General features: G+C 39.5%; 23 protein-coding genes and 1 riboswitch. Of the genes, 6 read left to right on the plus strand and 17 right to left on the minus strand.

Translation table 11 applies throughout. The features are described from left to right. Window positions 1-80: 80 nt before the first annotated feature. The 4 genes from thiE to lctO form a co-directional block, all read right to left on the minus strand. Window positions 81-710 (minus strand): thiamine phosphate synthase, encoded by a 630-nt coding sequence (thiE, locus tag O3636_RS04120; protein WP_265526378.1) that lies wholly within the window; start codon window positions 708-710, stop codon window positions 81-83. A gap of 1 nt (window position 711) precedes the next feature. Next, window positions 712-1,494: a hydroxyethylthiazole kinase gene (gene thiM, locus O3636_RS04125; RefSeq protein WP_265526379.1), complete on the minus strand. Its 783-nt coding sequence runs from the start codon at window positions 1,492-1,494 to the stop codon at window positions 712-714. 278 nt (window positions 1,495-1,772) lie between these two features. Continuing rightward, the gene (locus O3636_RS04130) at window positions 1,773-2,441 is read right to left on the minus strand and encodes a TenA family protein (protein ID WP_265526380.1); all 669 of its coding nucleotides are present in this window, start codon (window positions 2,439-2,441) and stop codon (window positions 1,773-1,775) included. 215 nt (window positions 2,442-2,656) lie between these two features. After that, a riboswitch (TPP riboswitch) is annotated at window positions 2,657-2,745 on the minus strand. Window positions 2,746-2,893: 148 nt separating this feature from the next. After that, a complete protein-coding gene (gene lctO / locus O3636_RS04135) occupies window positions 2,894-4,030 on the minus strand; it encodes an L-lactate oxidase (RefSeq protein WP_265526381.1) in 1,137 nt (378 codons plus the stop codon). A 215-nt stretch (window positions 4,031-4,245) separates the two neighbouring features. Between lctO and O3636_RS04140 the strand changes: the two genes are divergently transcribed. From O3636_RS04140 to O3636_RS04155, 4 genes are read left to right on the plus strand one after another with little or no spacing between them, the layout of a single operon-like run. Next, window positions 4,246-4,926, plus strand: coding sequence for an amino acid ABC transporter permease (locus tag O3636_RS04140; protein WP_247939092.1), 681 nt, complete (start codon window positions 4,246-4,248; stop codon window positions 4,924-4,926). Beyond that, window positions 4,886-5,563: an amino acid ABC transporter permease gene (locus O3636_RS04145; RefSeq protein WP_247939091.1), complete on the plus strand. Its 678-nt coding sequence runs from the start codon at window positions 4,886-4,888 to the stop codon at window positions 5,561-5,563. Before O3636_RS04140 ends, O3636_RS04145 begins: the two co-directional genes overlap by 41 nt. Next, window positions 5,564-6,322, plus strand: a complete 759-nt coding sequence (locus O3636_RS04150) for an amino acid ABC transporter ATP-binding protein (protein ID WP_000004999.1) — start codon at window positions 5,564-5,566, stop codon at window positions 6,320-6,322. 11 nt (window positions 6,323-6,333) lie between these two features. After that, window positions 6,334-7,200 (plus strand): cysteine ABC transporter substrate-binding protein, encoded by an 867-nt coding sequence (locus O3636_RS04155; RefSeq protein WP_000771297.1) that lies wholly within the window; start codon window positions 6,334-6,336, stop codon window positions 7,198-7,200. A gap of 60 nt (window positions 7,201-7,260) precedes the next feature. Here O3636_RS04155 and pyrE read toward each other — a convergent pair whose 3' ends face one another. From pyrE to typA, 9 genes are all read right to left on the minus strand, one after another. Further along, window positions 7,261-7,893, minus strand: coding sequence for an orotate phosphoribosyltransferase (gene pyrE / locus O3636_RS04160; protein WP_000170897.1), 633 nt, complete (start codon window positions 7,891-7,893; stop codon window positions 7,261-7,263). A 33-nt stretch (window positions 7,894-7,926) separates the two neighbouring features. Next, complete coding sequence (pyrF, locus tag O3636_RS04165) at window positions 7,927-8,628, minus strand: orotidine-5'-phosphate decarboxylase (RefSeq protein ID WP_001206735.1); 702 nt, start codon at window positions 8,626-8,628, stop codon at window positions 7,927-7,929. Between the two features lie 234 nt (window positions 8,629-8,862). Then, the gene (locus tag O3636_RS04170) at window positions 8,863-10,062 is read right to left on the minus strand and encodes a cell division protein FtsQ/DivIB (RefSeq protein ID WP_000031174.1); all 1,200 of its coding nucleotides are present in this window, start codon (window positions 10,060-10,062) and stop codon (window positions 8,863-8,865) included. A 9-nt stretch (window positions 10,063-10,071) separates the two neighbouring features. Beyond that, on the minus strand, window positions 10,072-11,130 hold the full coding sequence (locus tag O3636_RS04175; protein WP_247939089.1) for a UDP-N-acetylglucosamine--N-acetylmuramyl-(pentapeptide) pyrophosphoryl-undecaprenol N-acetylglucosamine transferase: 1,059 nt from the start codon (window positions 11,128-11,130) through the stop codon (window positions 10,072-10,074). A gap of 1 nt (window position 11,131) precedes the next feature. Beyond that, the gene (murD, locus tag O3636_RS04180; protein ID WP_371641867.1) at window positions 11,132-12,484 is read right to left on the minus strand and encodes a UDP-N-acetylmuramoyl-L-alanine--D-glutamate ligase; all 1,353 of its coding nucleotides are present in this window, start codon (window positions 12,482-12,484) and stop codon (window positions 11,132-11,134) included. Between the two features lie 209 nt (window positions 12,485-12,693). Then, on the minus strand, window positions 12,694-13,335 hold the full coding sequence (locus O3636_RS04185) for an ABC transporter ATP-binding protein (protein WP_000571283.1): 642 nt from the start codon (window positions 13,333-13,335) through the stop codon (window positions 12,694-12,696). A gap of 1 nt (window position 13,336) precedes the next feature. Then, entirely contained in the window at window positions 13,337-15,358 is a 2,022-nt protein-coding gene (locus O3636_RS04190) for a bacteriocin-associated integral membrane family protein (protein WP_371641872.1), read from the minus strand. A gap of 520 nt (window positions 15,359-15,878) precedes the next feature. Then, window positions 15,879-16,133: a DUF3165 family protein gene (locus O3636_RS04195; protein ID WP_000262657.1), complete on the minus strand. Its 255-nt coding sequence runs from the start codon at window positions 16,131-16,133 to the stop codon at window positions 15,879-15,881. Between the two features lie 19 nt (window positions 16,134-16,152). Next, window positions 16,153-17,994, minus strand: a complete 1,842-nt coding sequence (typA, locus tag O3636_RS04200; RefSeq protein ID WP_371641875.1) for a translational GTPase TypA — start codon at window positions 17,992-17,994, stop codon at window positions 16,153-16,155. A gap of 161 nt (window positions 17,995-18,155) precedes the next feature. Between typA and O3636_RS04205 the strand changes: the two genes are divergently transcribed. Next, on the plus strand, window positions 18,156-18,881 hold the full coding sequence (locus O3636_RS04205; protein ID WP_371641877.1) for a 16S rRNA pseudouridine(516) synthase: 726 nt from the start codon (window positions 18,156-18,158) through the stop codon (window positions 18,879-18,881). A 33-nt stretch (window positions 18,882-18,914) separates the two neighbouring features. On the opposite strand, the gene O3636_RS04210 is transcribed toward O3636_RS04205, so the two are convergent. Further along, entirely contained in the window at window positions 18,915-19,298 is a 384-nt protein-coding gene (locus O3636_RS04210; RefSeq protein ID WP_261033237.1) for a rhodanese-like domain-containing protein, read from the minus strand. Next, window positions 19,298-19,567, minus strand: coding sequence for a YqgQ family protein (locus O3636_RS04215; RefSeq protein ID WP_112443446.1), 270 nt, complete (start codon window positions 19,565-19,567; stop codon window positions 19,298-19,300). The genes O3636_RS04210 and O3636_RS04215 overlap by 1 nt, the downstream gene beginning before the upstream one ends. Window positions 19,568-19,630: 63 nt before the next feature. On the opposite strand from O3636_RS04215, the gene O3636_RS04220 reads away from it, so the two are divergent. Continuing rightward, complete coding sequence (locus O3636_RS04220) at window positions 19,631-20,539, plus strand: LysR family transcriptional regulator (RefSeq protein ID WP_001222592.1); 909 nt, start codon at window positions 19,631-19,633, stop codon at window positions 20,537-20,539. Window positions 20,540-20,643: 104 nt separating this feature from the next. Here the strand turns inward: O3636_RS04220 and O3636_RS04225 are convergent, their stop codons facing one another. Both O3636_RS04225 and O3636_RS04230 read right to left on the minus strand, forming a co-directional pair. Continuing rightward, window positions 20,644-21,870 carry a hypothetical protein gene (locus O3636_RS04225; protein ID WP_261053723.1) on the minus strand — a complete coding sequence of 409 codons (1,227 nt, stop codon included), beginning with the start codon at window positions 21,868-21,870 and terminating at the stop codon, window positions 20,644-20,646. Continuing rightward, window positions 21,857-24,619, minus strand: a complete 2,763-nt coding sequence (locus O3636_RS04230; protein ID WP_371641880.1) for an AAA family ATPase — start codon at window positions 24,617-24,619, stop codon at window positions 21,857-21,859. Before O3636_RS04230 ends, O3636_RS04225 begins: the two co-directional genes overlap by 14 nt. Between the last annotated feature and the right edge of the window lie 31 nt (window positions 24,620-24,650).

Raw genomic sequence — 24,650 nt, forward strand, 5'->3', positions numbered from 1 at the left:
ATTAGCCATTTGAGCTAAATCTAGGCATAGCTTTTTAGAAAAGGGAAACTTCCACTGACTTAGAATCCAAGGATCGATACCTATTGTTCACTCATTTCCCGAACAGTTTTTTCTATATTTTTTGCATACGATATTGCTGAAATGATTGAAACACCGTCAACATTGGTCATCATAATGTCTTTAATATGTTTCGTCTGTATCCCACCAATTGCAACTAAGGGCATTTGTGGCAATAGTTTTCTCATCAATTTAAGACCTTCATAACCTATAGCACCACCAGCATCATCTTTTGACTGGGTATCAAATACAGGACCAACACCAACATAATCTACATATTCAACTTTTGATTGTTGAAATTCTTCCTCGTTTTTTATAGAAAGACCAATTATTTTATCTGGCATCAATTTTCTAATTTCATCAACTCCAAGGTCATCCTGTCCTACATGTACGCCATCAGCGTCAATTTCCATTGCCAAATCAATATCATCATTAACAATAAACGGCACATTGTATTTTTTACAAAGAGCCTGTAGTTTTATTGCTAATTCGACTTTTTCTATACCTTTCAGGGCTCCCTCACCTTTTTCACGGAATTGAAATAAGGTTATACCACCTTTTAAGGCTTCCTCAACGACCTTATATAGATCTTTTCCTTGGCAAGTAGTCGTTCCACAAATAAAATATAGTTTTAGTAATTCTTTATGAAACATTTTACTTCACTCTTTTGAATTCCTTTACATCTTCATCTGTAATCTCGTATAAGGCATTTATAAATTCAACTTTAAATGTTCCAGGAAGATGTCCATTTGGACGTTTTTCTGCCATTTCTCCAGCGATATTGTAAACCAACATTGCTGTTTCTAATGATTTTAATTCTTGACCTTTTTCAAGTCCGATAAAGCTTGCTACTACAGCACCTAATAAGCATCCTGTCCCAATAACTTTTGGCATCATGGCACTACCATTATGAATCGTTACCACTTCTCCATTTACCGCAATAGCATCCACTTCACCTGTTACTACAATTGGAATATTGAACTTCTCATTTGCTGCTAGAGCAATTTCTTCAATATTATCTACGCCCGCACTATCTACTCCTTTAGATGCCACATTTATACCTACTAAAGAAGCAATCTCTCCAGCATTCCCTCTAATCGCTGCTAGTTTGTAATTGTTAATTAGATCATCTGCTACTTTTTTTCTATATTCTCCTGCTCCACAGGCTACAGGATCTAAAACTGCTGGGACATTATATTTCTCTGCAATTTTCAGAGCAGCTTGGTATAATTTCCAATTTTCATCTGTCAATGTTCCTATGTTTATTAATAAACCTCCAGCATACTTTAACAAATCCTCTAAATCTGCTGGAAACTCACTCATGGCTGGTGATGCACCCAGTGCTACTAATCCATTTGCTGTGAAATTTTTTACTACATCATTGGTTATGCAAATGACCAAAGGTGCTTTTTCTTTTAATAATTTTAAACTTGTCATATTGAAATCCTTCCTTTTCACTTTATACAATCTACTGATTTCGATTTATCTCTATCTTTCGTTAAGAAATTTTTCAGTTACATTGAATGATTTATGCTCAATGAAAATCAAAGAGCAAACTAGGAAGCTAGCCGCAGGCTGCTCAAAGCACTGCTTTGAGGTTGTAGATAAGACTGACGAAGTCAGTCACATATATAATCTAAGGTGAAGCTGACGTGGTTTGAAGAGATTTTCGAAGAGAATTATCTCATCAAATTTGTAAATATCCTAAACCTTCTCTAGGCGTCATAACCAATATCAAAAAAGGCTAATTCTAAAGCGACCGCTTGATTCCAGCGTTGCTGAAGTTCTGTCAAATCTTCTCGACCTTTTCCGACACGATTGAGTTCGTCAACCAGAAATTGAACCCACTCTGCAAAGAAAGGACCTCTGTGGAGATTGATCCATTCCGAATGAATATAGGCTTCAGGTAGAGCCAAATCTTTAGAACCCCAGTCTAAATAGAGACCTTCTGCAATGACCAGCATGACCAAAAGATGGGCATAGTCTGATGAAGACACAGCAGAATACATAAGCTGCTGAAAGGCTTTTGTTACAGGATGCAAGGTCACTTCCAGATAGTCATTCTCAGATACTTTTAACTCTTTGAAAGCCTTTTGGAAATAACCGTCTTCATCTGCTTCAAGAAAGCCTAGTTGCTTGGCAAAACGAAGCTTGGATTCAAGCTGGTCTGCGTGGGCTACGCAGGCACCCAGCATGGATAAGAAGGCATCAAAGAAGTGATAATCTTGAATTAGGTAGTCTTTTAAGACCTTATTCTCAATTTTCCCCGCAAAAAGTTCCTTAACAAAACGATGATTGATTGCATCCTGCCAATCCTTCTGACTGCTTTTTAATAATTCTCCAACAATCAAACCTGGCTCAAATGCATAGTCTTGTGTTTCCATATTTACTTTTCCTCTCTTTACTCGTTCGTAATCAACAAAACATCAAGAAAATCCTAGTTTTACTTGACCTTTTTAAAGAAAATCAAGGGCGTTCAAGAAGAGCTACCTAAATGCTTTGTATCACCGTCATCTAGCTTATATGAACAAAAAAACTCCAATTACAATCAAGAATTAGAGTTTAGCTTACAAGATTAGATTGTTCATTTCGCCACACGAAAAAACGTTTCACATTTCCCTTCGCCAGTCTTAACTGTAGCAGGTTCAATGGGTATCATCTCAGCCTAAAGCACCCCAAATGTCTTTATTATTTAATTACTGCACCAGTATAGCAAAAAATGAAAGCCCTAGCAAGATATTTGATTAGAAAATATATTTATATTGTTTTTAATGGTGATTTCTTCCTCCTATAGACGAAGAAAAACCTCCACATCAAGTGGAGGCAAGTTGTTTTATCAATACAATTTTAAGTCACGTGGGTCAACTGGGAAGGTTGGGTTGTATGGGTTGTGACGGAGTTTGAAGTGTTTGACATCTTCAATAGTCTGAGTTCCAGACAACTGCATAACTGTCTTCAATTCCGCATTCAAGTGTTCAAAGACTTGACGCACACCAACACTACCGCCGAGAGCTAAGCCATAGATAACCGGGCGACCAATAGCTACCAAGTCTGCTCCTGAAGCCAAGGCTTTAAAGACGTGTTGACCACGACGAATACCTGAGTCAAAGACGATTGGCACACGTTTGTCAACTGCTTCTGCTACTTCTTGAAGTGAGTCAAAGGCAGCTGGTCCACCATCGATTTGGCGACCACCATGGTTGGTTACCCAGATACCAGAAGCACCTGCAGCAAGCGAACGTTCAACATCCTCACGGCATTGTGGTCCCTTGACATAAACAGGAAGTCCTGAGTATTCAGAGATAAATTCTACATCACGTGGAGACAATCGTTGTTTAGCTGATTTGTAAACAAAATCCATTGATTTTCCAGCACCTTCTGGAAGGTATTCCTCAACAATCGGCATGCCAACTGGGAAGACAAAACCATTACGCTTATCAACCTCACGATTCCCCCCTACAGTAGCATCTGCCGTCAAGACAATCGCTTTATAACCTTCAGCTTTCACACGGTCCATGATGTGGCGGTTGATTCCGTCATCTTTACTAAAGTAAAATTGGAACCAATGAGGTGTCCCTTGAAGGGCTTCCGTAATTTCTGGAAGGTCGACAGTAGAGTAAGAGCTGGTTGTATAAAGAGAACCAAACTCATGCACACCACGCGCAGTCGCCACTTCACCCTGTTCATTTGCTAATTTATGAGCCGCAACAGGCGCCATAATGATTGGTGAAGACAATTTTTCGCCTGCAAATTCAATCTCTGTACTTGGATTTTCTACATTGCAGAGTGTATGAGGAACGATGAGCTTGTGGTTAAAGGCGCGAATATTCTCACGTAAAGTAAAAGTATCTTCCGCCCCACTAGCGATATAGCCAAATGCTGCTTTAGGAATAACTTGTTGCGCCATTGGTTCCAAATCATAGGTATTGATGAAGTCTACATGGCCTTCTGCATTGCTTGTTTTGTATGACATAAAATGTCCTCCTTAATAAGTAAGCGTTTACTTTGTATATTACAAAAATATCTTAACTCTTTTTTCAAAACTTTTCAAATATTTTGTTTGGAAATTTCAGAAATTTTATGTCTATGATAAAAAATCCTTATAAGGGCAATAAAAAATAGATATTATCCAAAGGAGATTTTAAGTGCTACAATAACTGTATTATTTCTAGATGGGAGGTTCTATTTTTGGATTGGTCCATTGTTGAACAATATCTACCACTATATCAAAAGGCATTTCTTCTAACCTTGCATATTGCAGTTTGGGGAATTTTGGGATCCTTTCTGCTCGGTTTAATCGTTAGTATCATCCGGCATTACCGCATCCCTGTTTTGGCGCAAGTAGCGACAGCCTATATTGAATTGTCACGTAATACGCCCCTTTTGATTCAACTCTTCTTTCTCTACTTCGGACTTCCCCGAATCGGGATTGTCCTATCTTCAGAAGTCTGTGCCACTTTAGGACTGGTCTTTTTAGGAGGCTCCTATATGGCAGAATCTTTCCGAAGTGGGCTGGAAGCCGTCAGTCAAACCCAGCAGGAGATTGGGTTAGCTATCGGTCTGACACCTATACAGGTCTTTCGCTATGTGGTTCTTCCGCAAGCAACAGCGGTGGCACTCCCCTCTTTTAGTGCCAATGTCATTTTCCTCATCAAGGAAACCTCTGTTTTCTCAGCAGTGGCTTTGGCCGACCTCATGTACGTTGCCAAGGACTTGATTGGACTCTATTATGAGACAGACATTGCGCTAGCTATGTTGGTAGTTGCTTATCTGATGATGCTGCTACCCATCTCACTGGTCTTTAGCTGGATAGAAAGGAGGCTCCGCCATGCAGGATTCGGGAATCCAAGTACTCTTTCAGGGAAATAATCTCCTGAGAATCTTACAGGGACTAGGCGTTACGATTGGAATATCCATCCTGTCTGTCCTCTTATCCATGATGTTCGGAACAGTCATGGGGATCATCATGACCTCCCATTCTAGAATCGTACGATTTTTGACACGATTGTATCTGGAATTCATCCGTATCATGCCCCAGCTTGTGCTACTCTTCATCGTTTACTTTGGCTTGGCTCGAAACTTTAATATCAATATCTCAGGTGAGACTTCAGCTATTATCGTTTTTACCCTCTGGGGAACAGCTGAAATGGGGGACTTAGTCCGTGGAGCTATCACTTCCCTCCCTAAACATCAGTTTGAAAGTGGACAAGCACTGGGCTTGACCAATATTCAACTTTACTACCACATCATCATCCCACAGGTCTTGAGAAGACTACTTCCACAAGCGATCAATCTTGTCACTCGGATGATTAAAACGACTTCCTTGGTTGTCCTGATTGGGGTTGTTGAAGTGACCAAGGTTGGACAACAAATCATCGATAGCAATCGCTTGACTATCCCAACTGCTTCCTTTTGGATTTATGGAACCATTCTGGTCTTGTATTTCTCAGTTTGCTTTCCTATTTCCAAACTATCCACTCACTTAGAAAAACATTGGAGGAACTAAATGTCTGAAACTATCTTAGAAATCAAGGAACTCAAAAAATCCTTCGGAGACAATCCCATCCTCCAAGGACTTTCTTTAGATATTAAAAAGGGAGAAGTTGTCGTTATCCTAGGGCCATCTGGTTGTGGGAAAAGTACTCTCCTTCGTTGCCTCAATGGCTTAGAAAGTATTCAAGGTGGAGATATTCTGCTAGATGGTCAGTCTATCGTTGAAAATAAAAAAGATTTTCACCTAGTTCGCCAAAAGATTGGCATGGTCTTTCAAAGTTATGAACTCTTTCCCCATCTGGATGTCCTACAAAACCTCATCCTAGGCCCTATCAAGGCTCAGGGAAGAGATAAGAAGGAAGTAACGGAAGAAGCTTTGCAATTACTGGAACGTGTCGGATTGCTAGATAAACAACATAGCTTTGCTCGTCAATTATCTGGTGGACAGAAGCAACGGGTTGCAATTGTCCGTGCCCTCCTCATGCATCCAGAAATTATCCTCTTTGACGAAGTGACTGCTTCGCTAGATCCAGAAATGGTACGTGAGGTGCTAGAACTCATCAATGACTTGGCTCAAGAAGGTCGCACCATGATTTTAGTAACTCATGAAATGCAGTTTGCCCAAGCCATTGCAGACCGCATTATCTTCCTAGACCAAGGGAAAATCGCTGAAGAAGGAACGGCTCAAGCCTTCTTTACCAATCCGCAAACCAAACGAGCTCAGGAATTTTTAAACGTCTTTGACTTTAGCCAATTTGGCTCATATCTATAAAGGAGATTTTTATGAAACTACTCAAACCACTCTTAACTGTTTTGGCACTTGCCTTTGCCCTCATCTTTGTTACAGCTTGTAGCTCAGGTGGAAATGCTGGTTCATCATCTGGAAAAACCACTGCCAAGGCTCGCACTATCGATGAAATCAAAAAAAGCGGTGAGCTACGAATCGCCGTATTTGGAGACAAGAAACCATTTGGTTATGTTGACAATGACGGTTCTTATCAAGGTTACGACATCGAGTTGGGAAACCAGCTGGCCCAAGACCTAGGTGTCAAGGTTAAATACGTTTCAGTCGATGCTGCCAACCGTGCTGAATACTTGATTTCAAACAAGGTGGATATTACCCTTGCCAACTTTACAGTAACTGACGAACGCAAGAAACAAGTTGATTTTGCCCTTCCATATATGAAAGTTTCTCTGGGTGTCGTATCACCTAAGACTGGTCTCATTACAGACGTCAAACAACTTGAAGGTAAAACCTTGATTGTCACAAAAGGAACGACGGCTGAGACTTATTTTGAAAAAAATCATCCAGAAATCAAACTTCAAAAATACGACCAATACAGCGACTCTTACCAAGCCCTTCTTGACGGACGTGGAGATGCCTTTTCAACTGACAATACGGAAGTCCTAGCTTGGGCGCTTGAAAACAAAGGATTTGAAGTAGGAATTACTTCCCTCGGTAATCCAGATACCATTGCAGCGGCAGTTCAAAAAGGGAACCAAGAATTGCTAGACTTCCTCAATAAAGATATTGAAAAATTAGGTAAGGAAAACTTCTTCCACAAGGCCTATGAAAAAACACTCCACCCAACCTACGGTGACGCTGCTAAAGCAGATGACCTAGTTGTTGAAGGTGGAAAAGTCGACTAATACTCATGAAATCACAAAAAGAAATCAGGTAAGCCTAGTGACTACCTGATTTTCTATGTCTTAAGCATTTTGCCAATTTTCTTGGTCTTCTTTAAAGCGTTTTAGAAGATCGAGTCCTTCTGGTGTGATATAGCCTTCTTCTTGGGCTAGATGGATAAGCTCACTATAGTTTGAAAGTGTTACCAATTTCACGCCAGCATCCGCAAAGTTCTTATCTGCTTTTGGCAATTGGTAGCTGAAAATCGCTACTACTCCAAGCACATCTGCTCCTTCGCGTTTAGCGGCTGCTACGGCCTCGAGAACAGAACCACCAGTTGAAATGAGGTCTTCAACCACTACCATTTTTTGACCCTGAGCTACACGGCCTTCAATTTGATTACCAGCTCCATGGTCTTTTGGTTTGCTACGGATGTAGGCAAATGGTAAATTCATCTTATCAGCAATGATGGCTCCGTGAGGAATCCCTGCTGTCGCAGTTCCTGCAATCACCTCAACCTCAGGAAAGGCTTCTTTGATAGCATCCACAAAACCATTTTCAATGAGAGTACGAGTTTCTGGATAGGCTAATGTCACACGATTATCAGTATAAATCGGCGACTTGATACCAGATGCCCAAGTGAAAGGCTCCTCTGGTTTGAGGTAAACGGCTTGGATTTTCAAGAGGTGGCTAGCGATATCTTTAGCAAGTGTCATGGTATTCTCCTTTTATTTTTCTAATCTAGTTCTTTAATTCCAGTCCTGTGTCCATTCATCCTTGATGGCATGATAAGCTGCAACAGGATTTTCAGCTTGGGTAATGGGACGTCCCACCACGATATAGTCACTACCGATTTGATAGGCATCCGCTGGCGTCATCACGCGTTTTTGGTCTCCAACTGCAGCACCTGTAGGACGAATGCCCGGTGTCAGACAGATAAACTCTAGATTGGTAGCCTGTTTGATGACTTGCACTTCCTGAGCCGAGCAAACGACACCGTCCAAACCCGCTTCAGCTGTCTTCTTGGCATAATGAATCACAGACTCTTGCAGGCTGGTTTGGATATTTTGAAAGTTCTGCATCTGAGCTTCTGAGGTTGATGTCAGCTGCGTTACAGCGATCAATTTGGCTTGACTTCCAAGACCTTCACGCGCAGCCTTCATCATCTCTACACCTCCAGCAGCATGAACATTGGTCATATCCACACCAAGCTGAGACAGGACCTTCATAGCTGATTTGACTGTATTGGGAATGTCATGCAACTTGAGATCCAAAAAGACACTGTGACCCAAATCTTTCAAGTAAGACACAATCTCAGGCCCCGTTGCGTAATAAAGCTCCATCCCTACCTTTAGATAAAGGCTTTCTTCTGCTGGAAAAAGAGCTAAGAATTCCTTGACCGCCTCAAAACTAGGAAAATCAAGAGCAATGACTGGACGATGTTCTCGCATAGGTTTCTCCTTTTACCTTTGCTAGTGAGAGAGTCTGGCCACAAGAAGCCACGAAAAAAGGAACCTGCCAACAGCAAGGTTCCACGAAAAATGGGTAGTCTCCACCCTTTCACCGTCTAACCTTAGCTGCCTCTCTGGACTGCTTTAAAGGTTTTTTACTATTCTATTATTTCTACTAGCACTTGTCAAGTAAAAACATGGCAACTAAAGAGAGCTATAGAAGAAAAGCTAAACCTAGCGACGCGATGAGCGCTGGGTCGTTTGGTTTCGATTGCTCTGTTCCTCTTGTTTTTTCTGTTCTTCTTCTAAACGTTTACGTTCTTCTTCCTGCTTTTTCTCAGCTTCCTTAGCCTCTTGTTTGGCTTTTTCCTCAGCCTCCATAATTAATTTATCCGCCACTGTGTAACTGTAAATTCCAGCTTCCATATCGACCACACTTGGTTCTGACAATTGAGGCTTAATCTTGCTGTAATAAGGCAGTTTCTTACTCATTTCAGAAAGGGGAACCAAGACTTCGTCTGAATCATTCATAGTCAATCGAATTAAATCTGATGTTACCTTGCTTGGGGCTAGTTCCACCTTTTCAATAGCCGCCTTAAGTTCTGGGCTAATTTGAGCAAGTTCTGAGACAAAAGCCTTGATTTGTTCGCTGTCATTAAAGAGAACTGATAAATAAGTTTCTGGTAAACTGACCAGGCTCACAGAACTGGTCTCAAGCTGACCACTGGAAAGAATAGGATAATGGTTTTCACCAGAAATATAGTAGGCCACAATATCATATTCCTTAACCTTGATAGTGAACTTAGTTGGAAATTGATAAACAAGCTGAGCTGATTCAACCCAATAGTTAGACTTGATCCGCTCTTCATATTTTGCCTTGTCTAGCAAAAGGTTAATCGTATAATCCGAATCCTGAATGCCTGAAGCCTGTCGGATATCATCAGCCGTAGTTTGCACCGTTCCCTCAACACGGATATCCTTCATGGTCGCATAAGGACTGAGTAAGTAAGCAGAGATAATCAATAAAAGCAGACTTGGAAATAAAATCGTTAGAGCTCGCAAGATATGGAGGCCAGGAATCTTTGCTTTGGCTGGTTTTTCTTTTATAGCCTTTTTATCCTGGTCCTCGTCCTCTTTAGATCCTGATTCTTCTATCTCTTTTTCCTCTTTGTCACCCTCTGAGGATTCTACTTTTTCCTCAGACTCTTCCTTAGCTGCTTCTGAGTCTTCATGGTCTGTTTCACTCTCCTGGTCCTCTGATTTCTCAGATTCTTCTCCCATTTGAGCTTGTCTTTCCTTTTCCTTCTCCTCAGCTAGGGCCACCTCTTCTTCAGCCTTCTTTTTTAGATATTCTTGGTTCCGTTTCTGCCATTCTGATAACTCTTTAAATTCTTCGAGGATTTCTTTGCCCTCATTTTTCTTATCTTTTGACATTTACTTTCCTTATGATAAATCTTTTTTCAACAATTGATAAAAATCTGCTAGAGATTTCAATTCCTTTGAAGCCTTCATCTTAGCTTGGTAGTCTTCCTTGTGACTTAGTAAGTGAGAAAGCTTCTCTTCTAAACTGTCCAAGGTCAAATCGCTTTCTTGAAGCTCTTCTGCATAGCCTTTTTTTACAAAGTAAGCCGCATTTTCAATCTGGTCACCACGACTTGCTTCACGACCAAGTGGCACAATAACATGCAATTTTGCCATGGCTAAGAGCTCAAAAATCGTATTGGCACCACCACGTGTCACAACAATATCAGCCAATTCCATCAAGGGTTGATAGAGATTGGTCACGTAGTCGACACGAAAGAGATTTTGGCTCAACTCGTTCAGACTAGAATCTCCAGTTAGATTGATAATATTGTAGCGCTCTGTCAGTTCTTTCTTATGGTCTGTCACCAATTGGTTAAAGACACGAGCGCCCGCAGAACCACCGACAAACAATACAGTTGGCAATTGGGGATTAAAGTGGGTTTGAATATCCACCAATTCATCTGGTTCTAGAGTTTTTTGATCTGAAACCTTGGTCACTGCTCCCACATGCTCAACCTTAGACAAACTTGAAGCTTGCTCAAATGTTGAATACATCTTCATCGCAAATTTATAGGCGATTTTATTGGCCAAGCCCATAGACAGGTCAGATTCGTGAATAAAGACTGGCACTCCTGACACACGCGCAGCGATAACAGGCGGTACTGAGACAAAGCCTCCCTTTGAAAAAAGTGCTTGTGGACGAAGTCGTAACATGATAAAGAGCGATTGGACAATTCCCCAACCAACTTTAAAGACGTCCAGCATATTTTGCCAAGAGAAATAGCGACGCAATTTGCCAGTCGCAATGGAGTGGAAAGTGACATCCAAGCCTGACTTGAGGATTTCTTGGTGTTCGATCCCACGCTTGTCCCCTATATAGTGGACTTCCCAACCATCTTCGATGAACTTGGGCATTAACAAAAGATTGAGGGTCACGTGTCCAACCGTCCCCCCACCTGTAAAGACAATTTTTTTCATATTATTCCTTTAACTCCGCTACTGTGTCGATAAAGAGGTCGCCACGTACTTCAAAGTTAGCATACATATCCCAGCTGGCATTGGCAGGACTAAGAAGAACCACATCTCCTTGGGTCGCAAATTCATAGGCCTTGCGGGTTGCATCTGCAATATCAGTCGCATCCACATAAGCCACACCAGCCTTATCTGCTGCCCGTTTGACACGTTCTGCAGACTGACCGAGGATGACCATCTTCTTAAGTCCAGTAATGTCTGGCACCAATTCGTCAAACTCATTGCCACGGTCCAAACCACCTGCAATCAAAATGACCTTGCTGTTGTCAAATCCTGACAAGGCTTTTTGAGTAGCCAAGATATTGGTTGACTTGCTATCATTATAGAATTTGACACCCTTGATTTCATCCACAAATTGGAGACGGTGTTTGACACCACCAAAGGCTGAAAGAGTTTCCTTGATGGTTTGGTTGTCTACACCACGAAGCTTGGCTACAGCAATCGTCGCAAGGGCATTTTCTACATTGTGGCTACCTGGAACTCCGATTTCGCTAGCTGCCATGACCACTTCTCCACGGAAGTAGAGCTGACCATCTTCCAAATAAGCTCCATCAACCTTTTCAAATGTTGAAAATGGTACAACAGTGGCTTGTGTTTTGCTAGCCAATTCTTTTGCCAAGTCTTGGTTAAAGTTCAAGACAAGGAAATCATCTGCTGTCATCTTGTTCTGGATATTCCACTTGGCTGCCACATATTCCTCAAAAGAACCATGATAATCGATATGAGTTGGCATGAGGTTGGTAATAACCGCAATCTCAGGATGGAATTCTTGAACACCCATCAGTTGGAAAGAAGAAAGCTCCATGACAAGCGTGTCCTTGTCTGTAGCACTTTGAGCCACTTGACTGGCAGGATAGCCAATATTTCCTGATAAGAGACCATGTTGGCCAGCAGCAGTCAAAACGTCCCCAATCATCGTCGTTGTGGTTGTTTTTCCATTTGAACCTGTGATACCGATAATTGGCGCTTCTGAAATCAAGTAAGCCAATTCCACCTCAGTCAAGACTGGAATTCCCTTAGCCAACGCCTTTTCAATCATGGGATTGCTGTAGGGGATACCTGGATTTTTCACCATAAGGGCAAACTCTTCATCCAAGAGTTCCAAAGGATGGCCACCTGTAATGACCTTGATCCCTTCTTCCAGCAAACTTTGCGCAGCTGGATTGTCCTCGAAAGGTTTCCCGTCATTTACCGTCACAATGGCACCTAGCTTATCCAACAAACGAGCTGCAGATTCACCAGACTTGGCCAAACCTAAAACAAGGACTTTCTTATTTTTAAATTGATCTATTACTTTCATGTCTCGAACTCCATTTCTACTCCTACTATTTTACCATTTTTATGGAAATAAAAAAGCCACAAAGTGTGTTTGTGACTCTTTCTTCTAACTGATACTCTTCGAAAATCAAATTCAAACCACGTCAGCTTCGCCTTGCCGTACTCAAGTACAGCCTGCGGCTAGCTTCCTAGTTTGCTTTTTGATTTTCATTGAGTATGAATCTTGCCATATCATCTATGTGATAAATCGGTAACTCGAATAACTTGGTCCACTTGTTCCCAAATAAGAGGATTGTGGGTCGCAATAATAATGGTCCGATTCGGATTTTTTAAAGATTCTAGGATAGAAAGTAATTCCTCAGAGTTTTTGGGGTCTAGCGACGCAGTTGGTTCATCTGCGAGGATCAAAGGCGGATCCTTTAAAATTATCTTCGCTAGTGCAACACGTTGTGCTTCTCCTCCTGATAACTCAAATATAGGTTGCTTTAAATCCAAATAGGATAGGTTTACACGATTTAGAGCTTGTTTCATCAAAGAGATTTTCTCTTTTTCTTTCAACTTTTTACCAACTAAACCCAGATTGAGATTCTCTTTGACGGTTTGGCTTTCAATTAAGCCAAAATCTTGAAATAAGTATCCCAAGTAATCTCTAAAGAAAACAGAAGGCTTGATGTCTTTAAGAGAGGTACCATCATAGATGATTTGCCCTTTGTCATATGGCTCTAATCGTCCAATCATATTCAAGAGTGTTGTCTTACCACAGCCACTTGTACCGATTAAGGCATAAATTTTCCCACCTTCAAAATGAAGATTCGTATCTGAAAATAGCTGACGGCTTCCAAACTTTTTAGATATATTCTTTAGTTCAATCATCCTATTTTCCTTTCATAATTGTCATAGAAACACGAGATTCTTTATGAGCTTGACGGTAAAGCGTCAAAACTGCACTAGCTAGAAAGACTAATAAAGTGAGCAAACCAATCACCAAGTCTCGACTGCTTAAAATAAAGAGACTAGCACCAAATACAAAACTGGCAAATTGGCTAACCATATACTGAGCATGTGTTTCAAAAAATCGTAAACCTGAAATTCGTTTAATCAAGATATCTCGACGGAATTGCTCGAAATATAGAAGATTGACAGAATAAAAGAGTAACAAGGAACTAGCTATCCCCACAATAGCTCCTAAGATTAAAGTTGCTGTTTCAGTTTGAACTTCATTATAACGAGTTAGATAAACACTTCTTCCTTCTTTAAGATAGGATACTTGCTCATAAATTCCTGCATTTTTCAAGAGTTTAATCCCATCTTCATATCCTTTGACAAAGATATTCTTACCAGCATTGATAGACCAACTAGATTTGGAAATGATACTATCACCTGTAGATGTTGGAGTAAATACAACTAAAATCGGATCAGTTAAGTACTGGATGGATACTGGGCTTTCACCGTTATTATAAATAAATCGCTTTTCTCCAGTTGGAAGATAGCTAACAATCGCTCTCATTTCATACTCTAAAGGAGCACTTGCCTCCTCACCAGATTTTCCATAATAACTCAATCTTTCTTCAAAAGCTTTCTTAAGTTCTGCTTCCTGTGAACGAAGAGATTCTGGTAATAAGAGTCCAAACTCCCCTTTTTGAAGATGAGCTAGTTTCTGTCTAGTATCATCATTTACAGTAACATTTTCCTTGTCCAAATAACTGGGACTAACATAGAGCGTATTAGCATCTGGACTATAGGTATCCAGTGTCTCTCCCTGTTCATTTTTTCCTTGAGGATTTGCAAAATGAATGAGATTATCTTTTACAAATAGAGCCTGTTCTTCTTCGATTGCTTCCTTGGCAAAGGCATACCACTTATTCTGATTTTCTGTATCTTTTACTCTATCACCTAAGCCAAAGGAAATCTGGTAATAGTCTGCTCTGTCCTGCCATGCTTGTTTTGAAATTTCAAGTTCTTTCAATCGTTGGTAAGACGTCAAGCCTGTCTTAACAGCGTAGCCCACTGTAAAAACAGCTACTAACTGACACAATAGGGTTAAAGCCATCAGGCGTTTAAGGGGTAATCTTCCCTTAATAACGGGAACTAATGCTTTATAACTCAAACTCATTAGATAAAGGAGCATTAGTAAAATTGAAATCCCCAATAAAAACAAAAGATAGAAACTAATCCCAAAACCATAGGTGGCTAACAAGATAGGATAAAACAAACCTTGACTAAAAAGAACGACTCCCCCACCTAGGAAGGAAAGGAGGGCTGATAGAAGGAGCCATTTGATATCAGTAGATAAAGAATGCCCCATGATGGATAAGAGAGTCTGACCAGAAAAGAGTTTTATACCTGCAGCTCTCATTTCCTTAATCCGAGTGATAATCACTAGAGCAAAGAAAGATAAGCCAAATATTGCTAAACTAATTAAAATAAGGGGAATTAGTAACATCCTAAAAGCAAGAGAATAGGGCGGTGTCTTTCGGTCAGGAATTGCTTTATAACCCAAATCTCCTAATTTATCGGCTAGCTTTTCTTTCGTCAAGGAGCCTGACAAAAGGAGATAACTATTTAGCGGATCACTACGTTCACGATTTTCTTGGCTAGCTTCTTGGAATTCTTTTGGTAATGTTCCCTGACCATAAGTTGCATAAGTAAAGTGAGTCGTCCCATCCTTACTCGGCTCTACAATTCTTCTAGCTATTAAACTCTGTTCTGAGTTTGCAAAATTCTCCAATTCCTGTTCAAATACCTCACGCGTCGGTTCCTGAGTATCCTTTTTGACACGAAGTAAGGAGACGGAATCATAGCTTGCATACAAATATTGTGGCGCACGTAAGACAATAATCCAAGCAAGGAAGAAGCTGAGAAAAAAAGTTGATAGTAATATGAATAGTTTCTTCATAGTAGACTCCTTGTATAAGAGAATAACCCTATAGAACAAAGATTTTATCTTTTATAAATCCTTAGAATTATATCCCTATTTTAATCAATCACACCCTGAACAACAAGACAATAATACTCTTCAAAAATCTCTTCAAACCGCGTCAACGTCGCCTTGCCGTAGATATATGTAACTGACTTCGTCAGTCTTATCTACAACCTCAAAGCAGTGCTTTGAGCAACCTGCGGCTAGCTTCCTAGTTTGCTCTTTGATTTTCATTGAGTATAAATTTAATCCTTTCTTATTTTGAAAACGATTTCTTATAACTTAAGTATATCACTTTCTATATAATCTATCAACATATTTTACTAAGATATCATTAGTAATAGAATTTTAAAGCTTCCTTAGAAATAGATGTCAGTAAGGATTTTTATTTCAGTTTTCCCCATTCATACTATCCAAGTAAAAGAGATAATATTGACTAAAAGGCAATTCAAACTATTGTAAAATTACTACAAAAAAAGAGAGCCGAAACTCTCTTTTATCTTCTTTTACTTTTATGGACCGACATGAGGGTAATATCTCGCAAGCTAAAGTATGCTAGGAAGAGCATGGCGATTGCGATAAAGAATTCCGTCGGTAACTGAAAGATTTGCAGGACAGACAGCATCAGCAAAATCAAAAGTGCTACGAAAGCAAAGACGACAAGAACGATATTGACTGTTCCTTTAATGCTTTCTGGTGTCGCAAATACATAGAGTAGTAATAAGAGGATTCCTATGATTAAATAAACCATCTTTATCTCTTTCTAGCTCTTATTCAGCTGATTTTTTCTTCTTGTTAGCTTTCTCACGCTCTGCCTTGTTAAGGATTTGTTTACGCAAACGGATAGACTCAGGCGTTACTTCCATATACTCATCGTCGTTCAAGAACTCAAGAGACTCTTCAAGTGTCAAGATACGAGGTGTCTTGATTACAGCTGTTTGGTCCTTAGTAGCTGAACGAACGTTGGTCATTTGTTTTGCCTTAGTGATGTTAACTGTCAAGTCATTTTCACGAGAGTTTTCACCAATAATCATTCCTTCATAAACCTCAGTACCTGGGTTGACAAAGATTGTACCACGTTCTTCAATAGACATGATTGAGTAAGTTGTAGCCTTACCAGCATCGATAGAAACAAGGGCACCACGATGACGACCACCAATTTCACCTGGAATCAATGGCAAGTACTGGTCGAAGGTATGGTTAATGATACCGTAACCACGAGTCATTGACAAGAACTCAGTTGAGTATCCAATCAAACCACGCGCTGGAACAAGGAAGACCAAACGAGTTTGACCATTACCAGTTGAAATCATATCCAACATTTCACCCTTACGTTCAGAAAGGCTTTGGATAACAGAACCTTGGTATTCTTCTGGAGTATCGATTTGAACACGTTCAAATGGTTCACATTTAACACCGTCGATTTCTTTTACGATAACTTCTGGACGAGATACTTGAAGTTCATATCCCTCACGACGCATTGTTTCGATAAGGATTGACAAGTGCAATTCTCCACGTCCTGAAACAGTCCATTTATCTGGTGAATCAGTTGGGTCAACACGAAGGGAAACGTCTGTTTGCAATTCTGCCTGCAAACGTTCTTCTACCTTACGAGAAGTTACCCATTTACCTTCTTTACCAGCAAATGGTGAGTTGTTGACCAAGAAAGTCATTTGAAGAGTTGGCTCATCGATATGTAGGATTGGAAGAGCTTCTACTGCATCTGTCGGAGTAATGGTTTCACCGACAAAGATATCTTCCATACCTGAAACGGCAATCAAGTCACCTGCTTTGGCTTCTTGGATTTCACGACGTTCCAAACCAAAGAAACCGAAGAGTTTTGTAACACGGAAGTTTTTAGTTGTACCATCTAGTTTAGAAAGGGTAACTTGGTCCCCAACCTTAACAGTACCACGGAAGACACGACCGATACCAATACGTCCAACGAAGTCATTGTAGTCCAAAAGTGACACTTGGAACTGCAAAGGCTCATCTGAGTTATCTACTGGAGCTGGGATATGATCGATAATCGTATCAAAGATTGGTGCCATAGTAGCTTCTTGGTCAGCTGGATCATCTGACAATGAAGAAGTTCCGTTGATCGCTGAAGCATACACCACTGGGAAATCAAGCTGGTCGTCATCTGCACCAAGCTCGATGAACAGTTCCAAGACTTCGTCCACTACTTCAGCTGGGCGAGCTGATGGTTTGTCGATTTTGTTAACAACCACGATTGGGACAAGGTCTTGTTCCAAAGCTTTTTTCAATACGAAACGAGTTTGTGGCATTGTTCCTTCGTAGGCATCTACGACCAAGACAACACCGTCAACCATTTTCATGATACGCTCAACTTCTCCACCAAAGTCCGCGTGTCCTGGTGTGTCCATGATATTGATACGAGTTCCGTTGTAGGCAACAGCTGTATTTTTAGCAAGGATGGTAATTCCACGCTCTTTTTCGATATCGTTTGAGTCCATAGCACGTTCTGCCAATTCAGTACGTGCATCAAGCGTTTCTGATTGTTTCAATAATTCATCAACGAGGGTTGTTTTACCGTGGTCAACGTGGGCGATAATCGCAATGTTACGGATATCTTCTCTTAATTTTGTCATGATTTCCTCTATAATATTCAAAATTTATTTTCTAACTGAACGATTATACCATAATTTCAGGTAAATAACATAACTCAAGCAAGTGTAAATGTTTTCACTCTGCTTTTCTTTTCACGTCAAGCCTTTTCAAAGTAAACAACTTATGATAAGATAGGCACAGTATGCGTTTAGATAATTTATTAGCCCAAGAAAAAGTCAGCCGAAAGGCCATGAAACAAGCCTTACTCAAAGGGGACATTCTCGTCGATGGTTGCCCAGCCCGCTCCCTAGCCCAAAATATCGATACAGGACTACAAAAACTCCTTTTTCAAGACCAAATCATTCGAGGCTATGAGCACACCTATCTTATGCTTCATAAGCCTGCTGGTGTCGTTACAGCCAACAAAGACAAGAAACTTCCAACTGTCATGGACCTCCTTCCGCCTGACGTCCAGTCTGACAAGCTCTATGCCGTCGGTCGACTGGACCGAGATACGACTGGCCTCCTCCTCTTGACCGATAACGGTCCCTTGGGCTTTCAGCTCCTCCATCCCCAATATCATGTCGATAAGACTTATCGAGTTGAGGTTAATGGACTTCTGACACCTGACCATATCCAAGCCTTTCAAAAGGGAATTGTCTTTTTAGATGGTACTGTCTGTAAACCTGCAAGACTAGAGATTCTATCTGCAAGTCTTTCCCACAGCCAAGCTTCTATCACTATTTCAGAAGGAAAATTTCATCAAATCAAGAAAATGTTCCTCTCGGTTGGTGTTAAGGTAACCTCCCTCAAACGTACCCATTTTGGCCCTTGGAGTTTGGATGATAATCTTCAAGAGGGAGACTATCGCCCCTTAAACTCCCAAGAATTAGCAAGCATTCGTGACTTTCTCAGAAAAAGTGGTTAAAAAATGAGCTCGGAAACATCCAAGCTCGTTTTCTTATTTCTCAACTTTGACTTTCCCTTTCCAAGAATCCAAACCATAAGAAAGGATATAAATCTCAGAAAAACCTTGTTTTTTCAAGTAAAGGGCAGCATTTGTAACTCGTTGCGCACGTTGGTTTTCGTAAAGAAGGACAGGTTTATCCTTACGAAGAGCTGCAAGACTAGTCTTCAACTGACTTGAAGGAATATTGCGGGCTCCAAGGATATGCTTTCTGTGAAATTCAGCTGGGTCTCGCAAATCAATCAATTGACCTGTACGAATCAAGGCTTCAAACTCCTCATTGTCTACGATTTTAGCTGCACGGCGAATACGAAGATAGTTAAAGCCCATCCACGTCAACATTGCTAGTATAAGTGCCCACAAAATCCAAGTAACCATTAGTTCTTTTCTCCATTTTTCTCAATATAATCCAATTCTACCTTGTGCTCTCTGCGAAGAACCGCTTCTGCTTCTAGATAGTCTAATTTGTCCATCAACCCTGCATCGTAAATCCGTGAGAGTTCCAACTTCATCAGTTCAATATCATATAAGCGTTTTCCCATGTAAACAATAATACCAAATCGTTTGAGGAATTGCTGCACATCATAGAATGTTTTCATAAGACTCATTCTAGCAAATTTTTGTCTTTTTTTCAAGAAGAGACTCATACTCTCCCCCTTATTTTCCTATCTTCTTTGGCGATTCTGACGCAAGTGTGGTACAATAAAAACATGAGAATTCAACAATTACATTATATTATCAAAATCGTCGAAACTGGCTCCATGAATGAGGCAGCCAAGCAACTCTTTATCACTCAGCCTAGTCTATCCAACGCTGTAAGAGATTTGGAAAATGAGATGGGGATTGAGATTTTTATCCGCAATCCCAAAGGAATCACCTTGACCCGTGATGGGATGGAGTTTCTCTCTTATGCCCGTCAGGTTGTCGAGCAAACCCAGCTTCTGGAGGAACGTTATAAAAATCCTGTCGCCCACCGCGAACTCTTTAGCGTTTCGTCTCAACACTATGCTTTTGTGGTCAATGCCTTTGTCTCTTTACTCAAGAAAAGCGATATGGAGAAATACGAGCTCTTCCTTCGTGAAACTCGTACTTGGGAAATTATCGACGACGTCAAGAACTTCCGTAGTGAGGTCGGTGTCCTATTTTTAAACAGCTACAACCGTGATGTTTTAACGAAAATGCTGGATGACAATCACCTGCTGGCTCACCATCTCTTCACAGCGCAACCGCATATCTTTGTCAGCAAGACTAATCCTCTGGCAAAGAAAGACAAGGTGAAACTCTCTGATTTGGAGAATTTCCCTTACCTCAGCTATGACCAAGGGACACACAACTCCTTCTACTTCTCAGAAGAGATTCTTTCTCAAGAGCACCACAAGAAATCCATTGTGGTTAGTGACCGTGCCACCCTCTTTAATCTCTTGATTGGTCTGGATGGATACACGATTGCAACAGGAATTTTGAACAGCAACCTCAACGGAGACAATATCGTTTCTATCCCACTTGATATTGATGATCCCATTGAACTGGTCTATATCCAGCATGAGAAAACCAGTCTATCTAAGATGGGCGAACGCTTTATCGACTATCTCCTAGAAGAAGTCCAGTTTGATAGTTGAGAGTCACTCTAAATCGAATAACCTAAAAACCTCAAGAACTAGCTTTCAACCCTAGTTCTTGAGGTTTTTTATCTAATAGTAAATCATAAGGATTTTATAAAATCTTATTTTTTAAACAAAAATATAGCAAGGATTAAAACAAGAACGAGTCCAGCTCCTGCAACAATGGCAAACACTGGAATGTTTCCGAATAGTTTTTGTTCTGGCTTTATCTCCTCACTACTGTCTTGAGTTGATTCTGGCACTGTATCTCCTTGTTTCGCTACTTCTTGCTCTGATTTTTTCTCTATTTTCTTAGGACCATAATTTGGATTTACAAAAGTTGCGAGCATGGTGGGCTTAGAATAGTCTTCCTCTCCTTCTTTGACTAACCATGACGCATTATATAAATTCCGTCCTTCCAATACCAGCCCAAAATCAATTCGCTCACCAGGAAGCAAAACTGCTCCTAAACCTACACTAAAAAAGAAAGCTTCTCCGTCATTTTTCTCTTTTAAGACAATAAATCCGTTCTCACTCACTTTTTTTAGTCGAGATAATTTTCCTTTAATATCTCCATCTTTAAAGGTTCCAGTGTAGTTTCCATCTTCTCCTAAAATGAGTGATGAAGCTCTACCAGGTTTAGTACCATTATTAGGTTCTTTATTAATCCAAGTACCCACTAATTCGGATGGGAGAGGAATTTCATCACCAATTTTAGCATCAACAAGGGGCTTGGGCATAGGGGGATTAGGATCCATATTATCTCCAACAATCGGGAGATTTAGAGAAGTATATTCAATAGTTGAGGTATCTATTTTTGTTTTAGAATCAAGATTTAACTCGCCTAGATCACCTTCTCCTGCTCTAAATTCACCTTTTTTAATTAAACTTGCCTCCTTATTTTCTTTAGAAAGTTGGAACAATCTATATGACATAATCCCTGGAGTACTTTCGAACACCATAATACTACCATCTGTGTAGGTATCAATAACTGTCCCCATTCTAAGACTTGTATCCCAAAATCTATCAAATAATGGAGTGGGAGTATTACCATTCATATAATATACTTCAAACAGTTCCCATTTTTCACCATTGGTCAAACCGATTAATAATTCATCCGTCCCATTTTTGTCAATATCCTTCAAAGCGTAACCAAGTCTATTAATATTATTTTCAAATAGATGTTTACTCTCCCACTTCTCAGTGATTTGTGGCAATAGTTGGTTGTAGTCAGTACTGTCAGCTTGGGCTGAATTCACTAGTGAAAACAAACCTAATATAGAACAAATAACCACCAGTAGTTTGTTTAGTAATTTCAAACGATTTTCCATATTTTTATAATCTCTCATATTCTAGCATCATTCTCTCAATATCGATTTTATCTATTGTCGACAAATCAGTCACGTTCTCACGTGATACTCTAATCGATAAATTCTTAATGATTTTTTCATTAATATTTCTAATCCAGCGACCATTACTACAATCATTGATTTTGTTATACAAAGATTTAATAGTTTGAGTATAATAGTCCACATCGATAAAGTATCCTTGATTGTTTAATCCTAATAAACCAATTTGAATAATTTCATCTGCTGTATAATCTTCAAAATCAAAAGTATTTGGAATTCGGCTTGGTAGTCCTGAATTTACTGAGAGAAATTCTTCCATTTCCTTTGTATATCCAGCAAAGATAATGACAATATCTCTTCTATGATCTTCCATGAATTTAAGAATCTCATCAATTGCTTCTTTACCAAATCGATCTTCATTAGAATTTGATAGCGTGTATGCTTCATCAATGAACAAAACTCCTCCTAAAGCAGATTTCAATACTTCCTGCGTCTTGATAGCCGTTTGCCCTACATACCCAGCTACTAAATCGCTACGAGATACCTCTATGAATTTATTTTGAGGAATAATTCCCTTTTGATACAGAATTTTTCCTACGATACGAGCTACGGTAGTTTTTCCAGTCCCTGGATTTCCCAAGAATAAGGAATGAAGTGAGAACTCGCTTACAGCAGCGCCTTGTTCTTCCCTCTTCTTATTCAACTCTGCTAATGAAATAAATTGTTCAACCTGTTTTTTAACTTTCTCTATTCCTATCAAGTTTTGTAGTTGTTCCAAAGCATCTTTTTGATTTTCTTCTGGTTTTTGAGTGCCTTGAAGAAGAATATCATCTATATCATCATTGATAATTGTCACATAGTCATCAACCTGCGTCTCAACAACACGATTAGCTAAAGCTCTCATTAAGTGTTCATTAAAATTTCGAATCCATCGTCCATTACTATGATCTAACGAGCGACTATAGGCCTGCTTGACTCTCATAGCATAATAAGCTTCGTCTTCAAGTTGATACGAAGATTTCTGAAGATTTTTCAATCCCATTTCGACAATTTCATCACCAGAATAGTCCTCAAAGAAGAATGTATTTGGTACACGTGACTTTAATCCAGGATTTGTTTCAAAAAACTGTTCCATTTCTTTAGTGTACCCCGCAAATATAATCATAATCTCATTGCGGTAATCTTCCATATACTTGAGTATCGTATTTATAGCCTCTAGTCCAAAATTATGTTGAGATGATTTTCCTTTATTTAAAGTATATGCTTCATCAATAAAAAGAATACCACCTTTAGCCTTTTCCAATATTGCTTGCGTTTGTACTGCTGTCTCACCAATATGAGTTGCAATAAGATCCGACTCAGAAACCTCAATAAATTTAAATTCATCTCCAGGGAGAACACCTCTGTCAAAGAGAACTCTACCTAACAATCTTGCTACTGTTGTCTTCCCTGTACCAGGATTTCCTGTAAAAACCGAATGTAGAGATTGTTCTTGAATTGGAAGACCTTCTGATAATCTTTTTTGATTGAATTCTACTGTTCTTAATAATTTTTGAACTTCTTTTTTTACATTATTTAAACCAATCAAGCTATACAGTTCTTCCTCATAATTGCGTTCGATAGTCTCACTGATTTCCTCTTGTAGTTCTGAATTTGTACTCTCTTCATTCAAAATTTTACAGCTATCATCTGAAATATCCCATATTATACCATCCGTATTTTCAAATTCTTCAAGAATAGTATCCGCAATTAAGTATGAATTCTTTGAAAGCCGAATATTGGGTTTAACAATACGATTTAATTTTATTGTATTTGCTATTAAGACAGAAGCCCAACAATAAATATCAACTTTTTCCTCGTTCTCCCCTTTGATGTCAACATAGTCACTAACTCTACAAAATGAATTTGATTCTAACATAAGAGATTCCCTAATGACCGTTTGCTCTATACAGACTCGACTACTAATTGCCCTTATTGATGTCAAAGAATCTCCAGTTGATTCAAGACTAGAACTATTTTTTAAACAAACAGCTGCTTGATACAACGGTTGAATGACTTCTGTATTTTGTAATTTTGCAGTCGAACGACTTAAAAAAACAGCAGGGTATTCTTGTTCAGCGTCCCCCCCTTTTAAGACGGTATTTATGAAAGTTACTGATGAATCTTTTATATTTAATATATTAGAACCCCATCTCTCAATCACTGTATTTTCCATTTGAATAGAAGAGCCCTTATCTGCATTCAATTTTATATTTAACTCAGCATGCTTTAGTTCTAGAGTAGAATTACTAACTTTAATTGATGTTGTGCTGTGAGAACCATTATATAATTGATTGCCTGCATTTTCGATTAACAATTTTGACTTACCTTCAACCAATATGAAAACTTTTTTATTTTCTAATTGTTCATTAAAGTATACAGTATTTAGAACTACATTTGAATTACCCTTTATTACTAACGCACAACGGTGGTCATCTACTTGAAACCAAATATTTTCAAACTGAACTGTAACGCCGTTCATAATTTGCAGAGTCGCTGCTATAGTATTGTGATAAAGCGTTCCTCCACCTTCGGTCCCAGAAATTTTCCCAACTATTTTTATGCTTTTTTCTATCTTATAGTGTCTTCCTGCGGGTAGTTCAAGCATATAACCTTCTTCAAATGCAAGAATATCCCCATCGTTAGCCTTCGAATAAGCTTCCCAAAAAGACCATGCAGTAAAACTTGTTCCTACTTTATATGTTGTCATTTTTCTAATATCTTTCTAAACCATGAAAAAT

It is taken from the genome of Streptococcus sp. 27098_8_76, from assembly GCF_041432315.1.
Lineage (GTDB): Bacteria > Bacillota > Bacilli > Lactobacillales > Streptococcaceae > Streptococcus.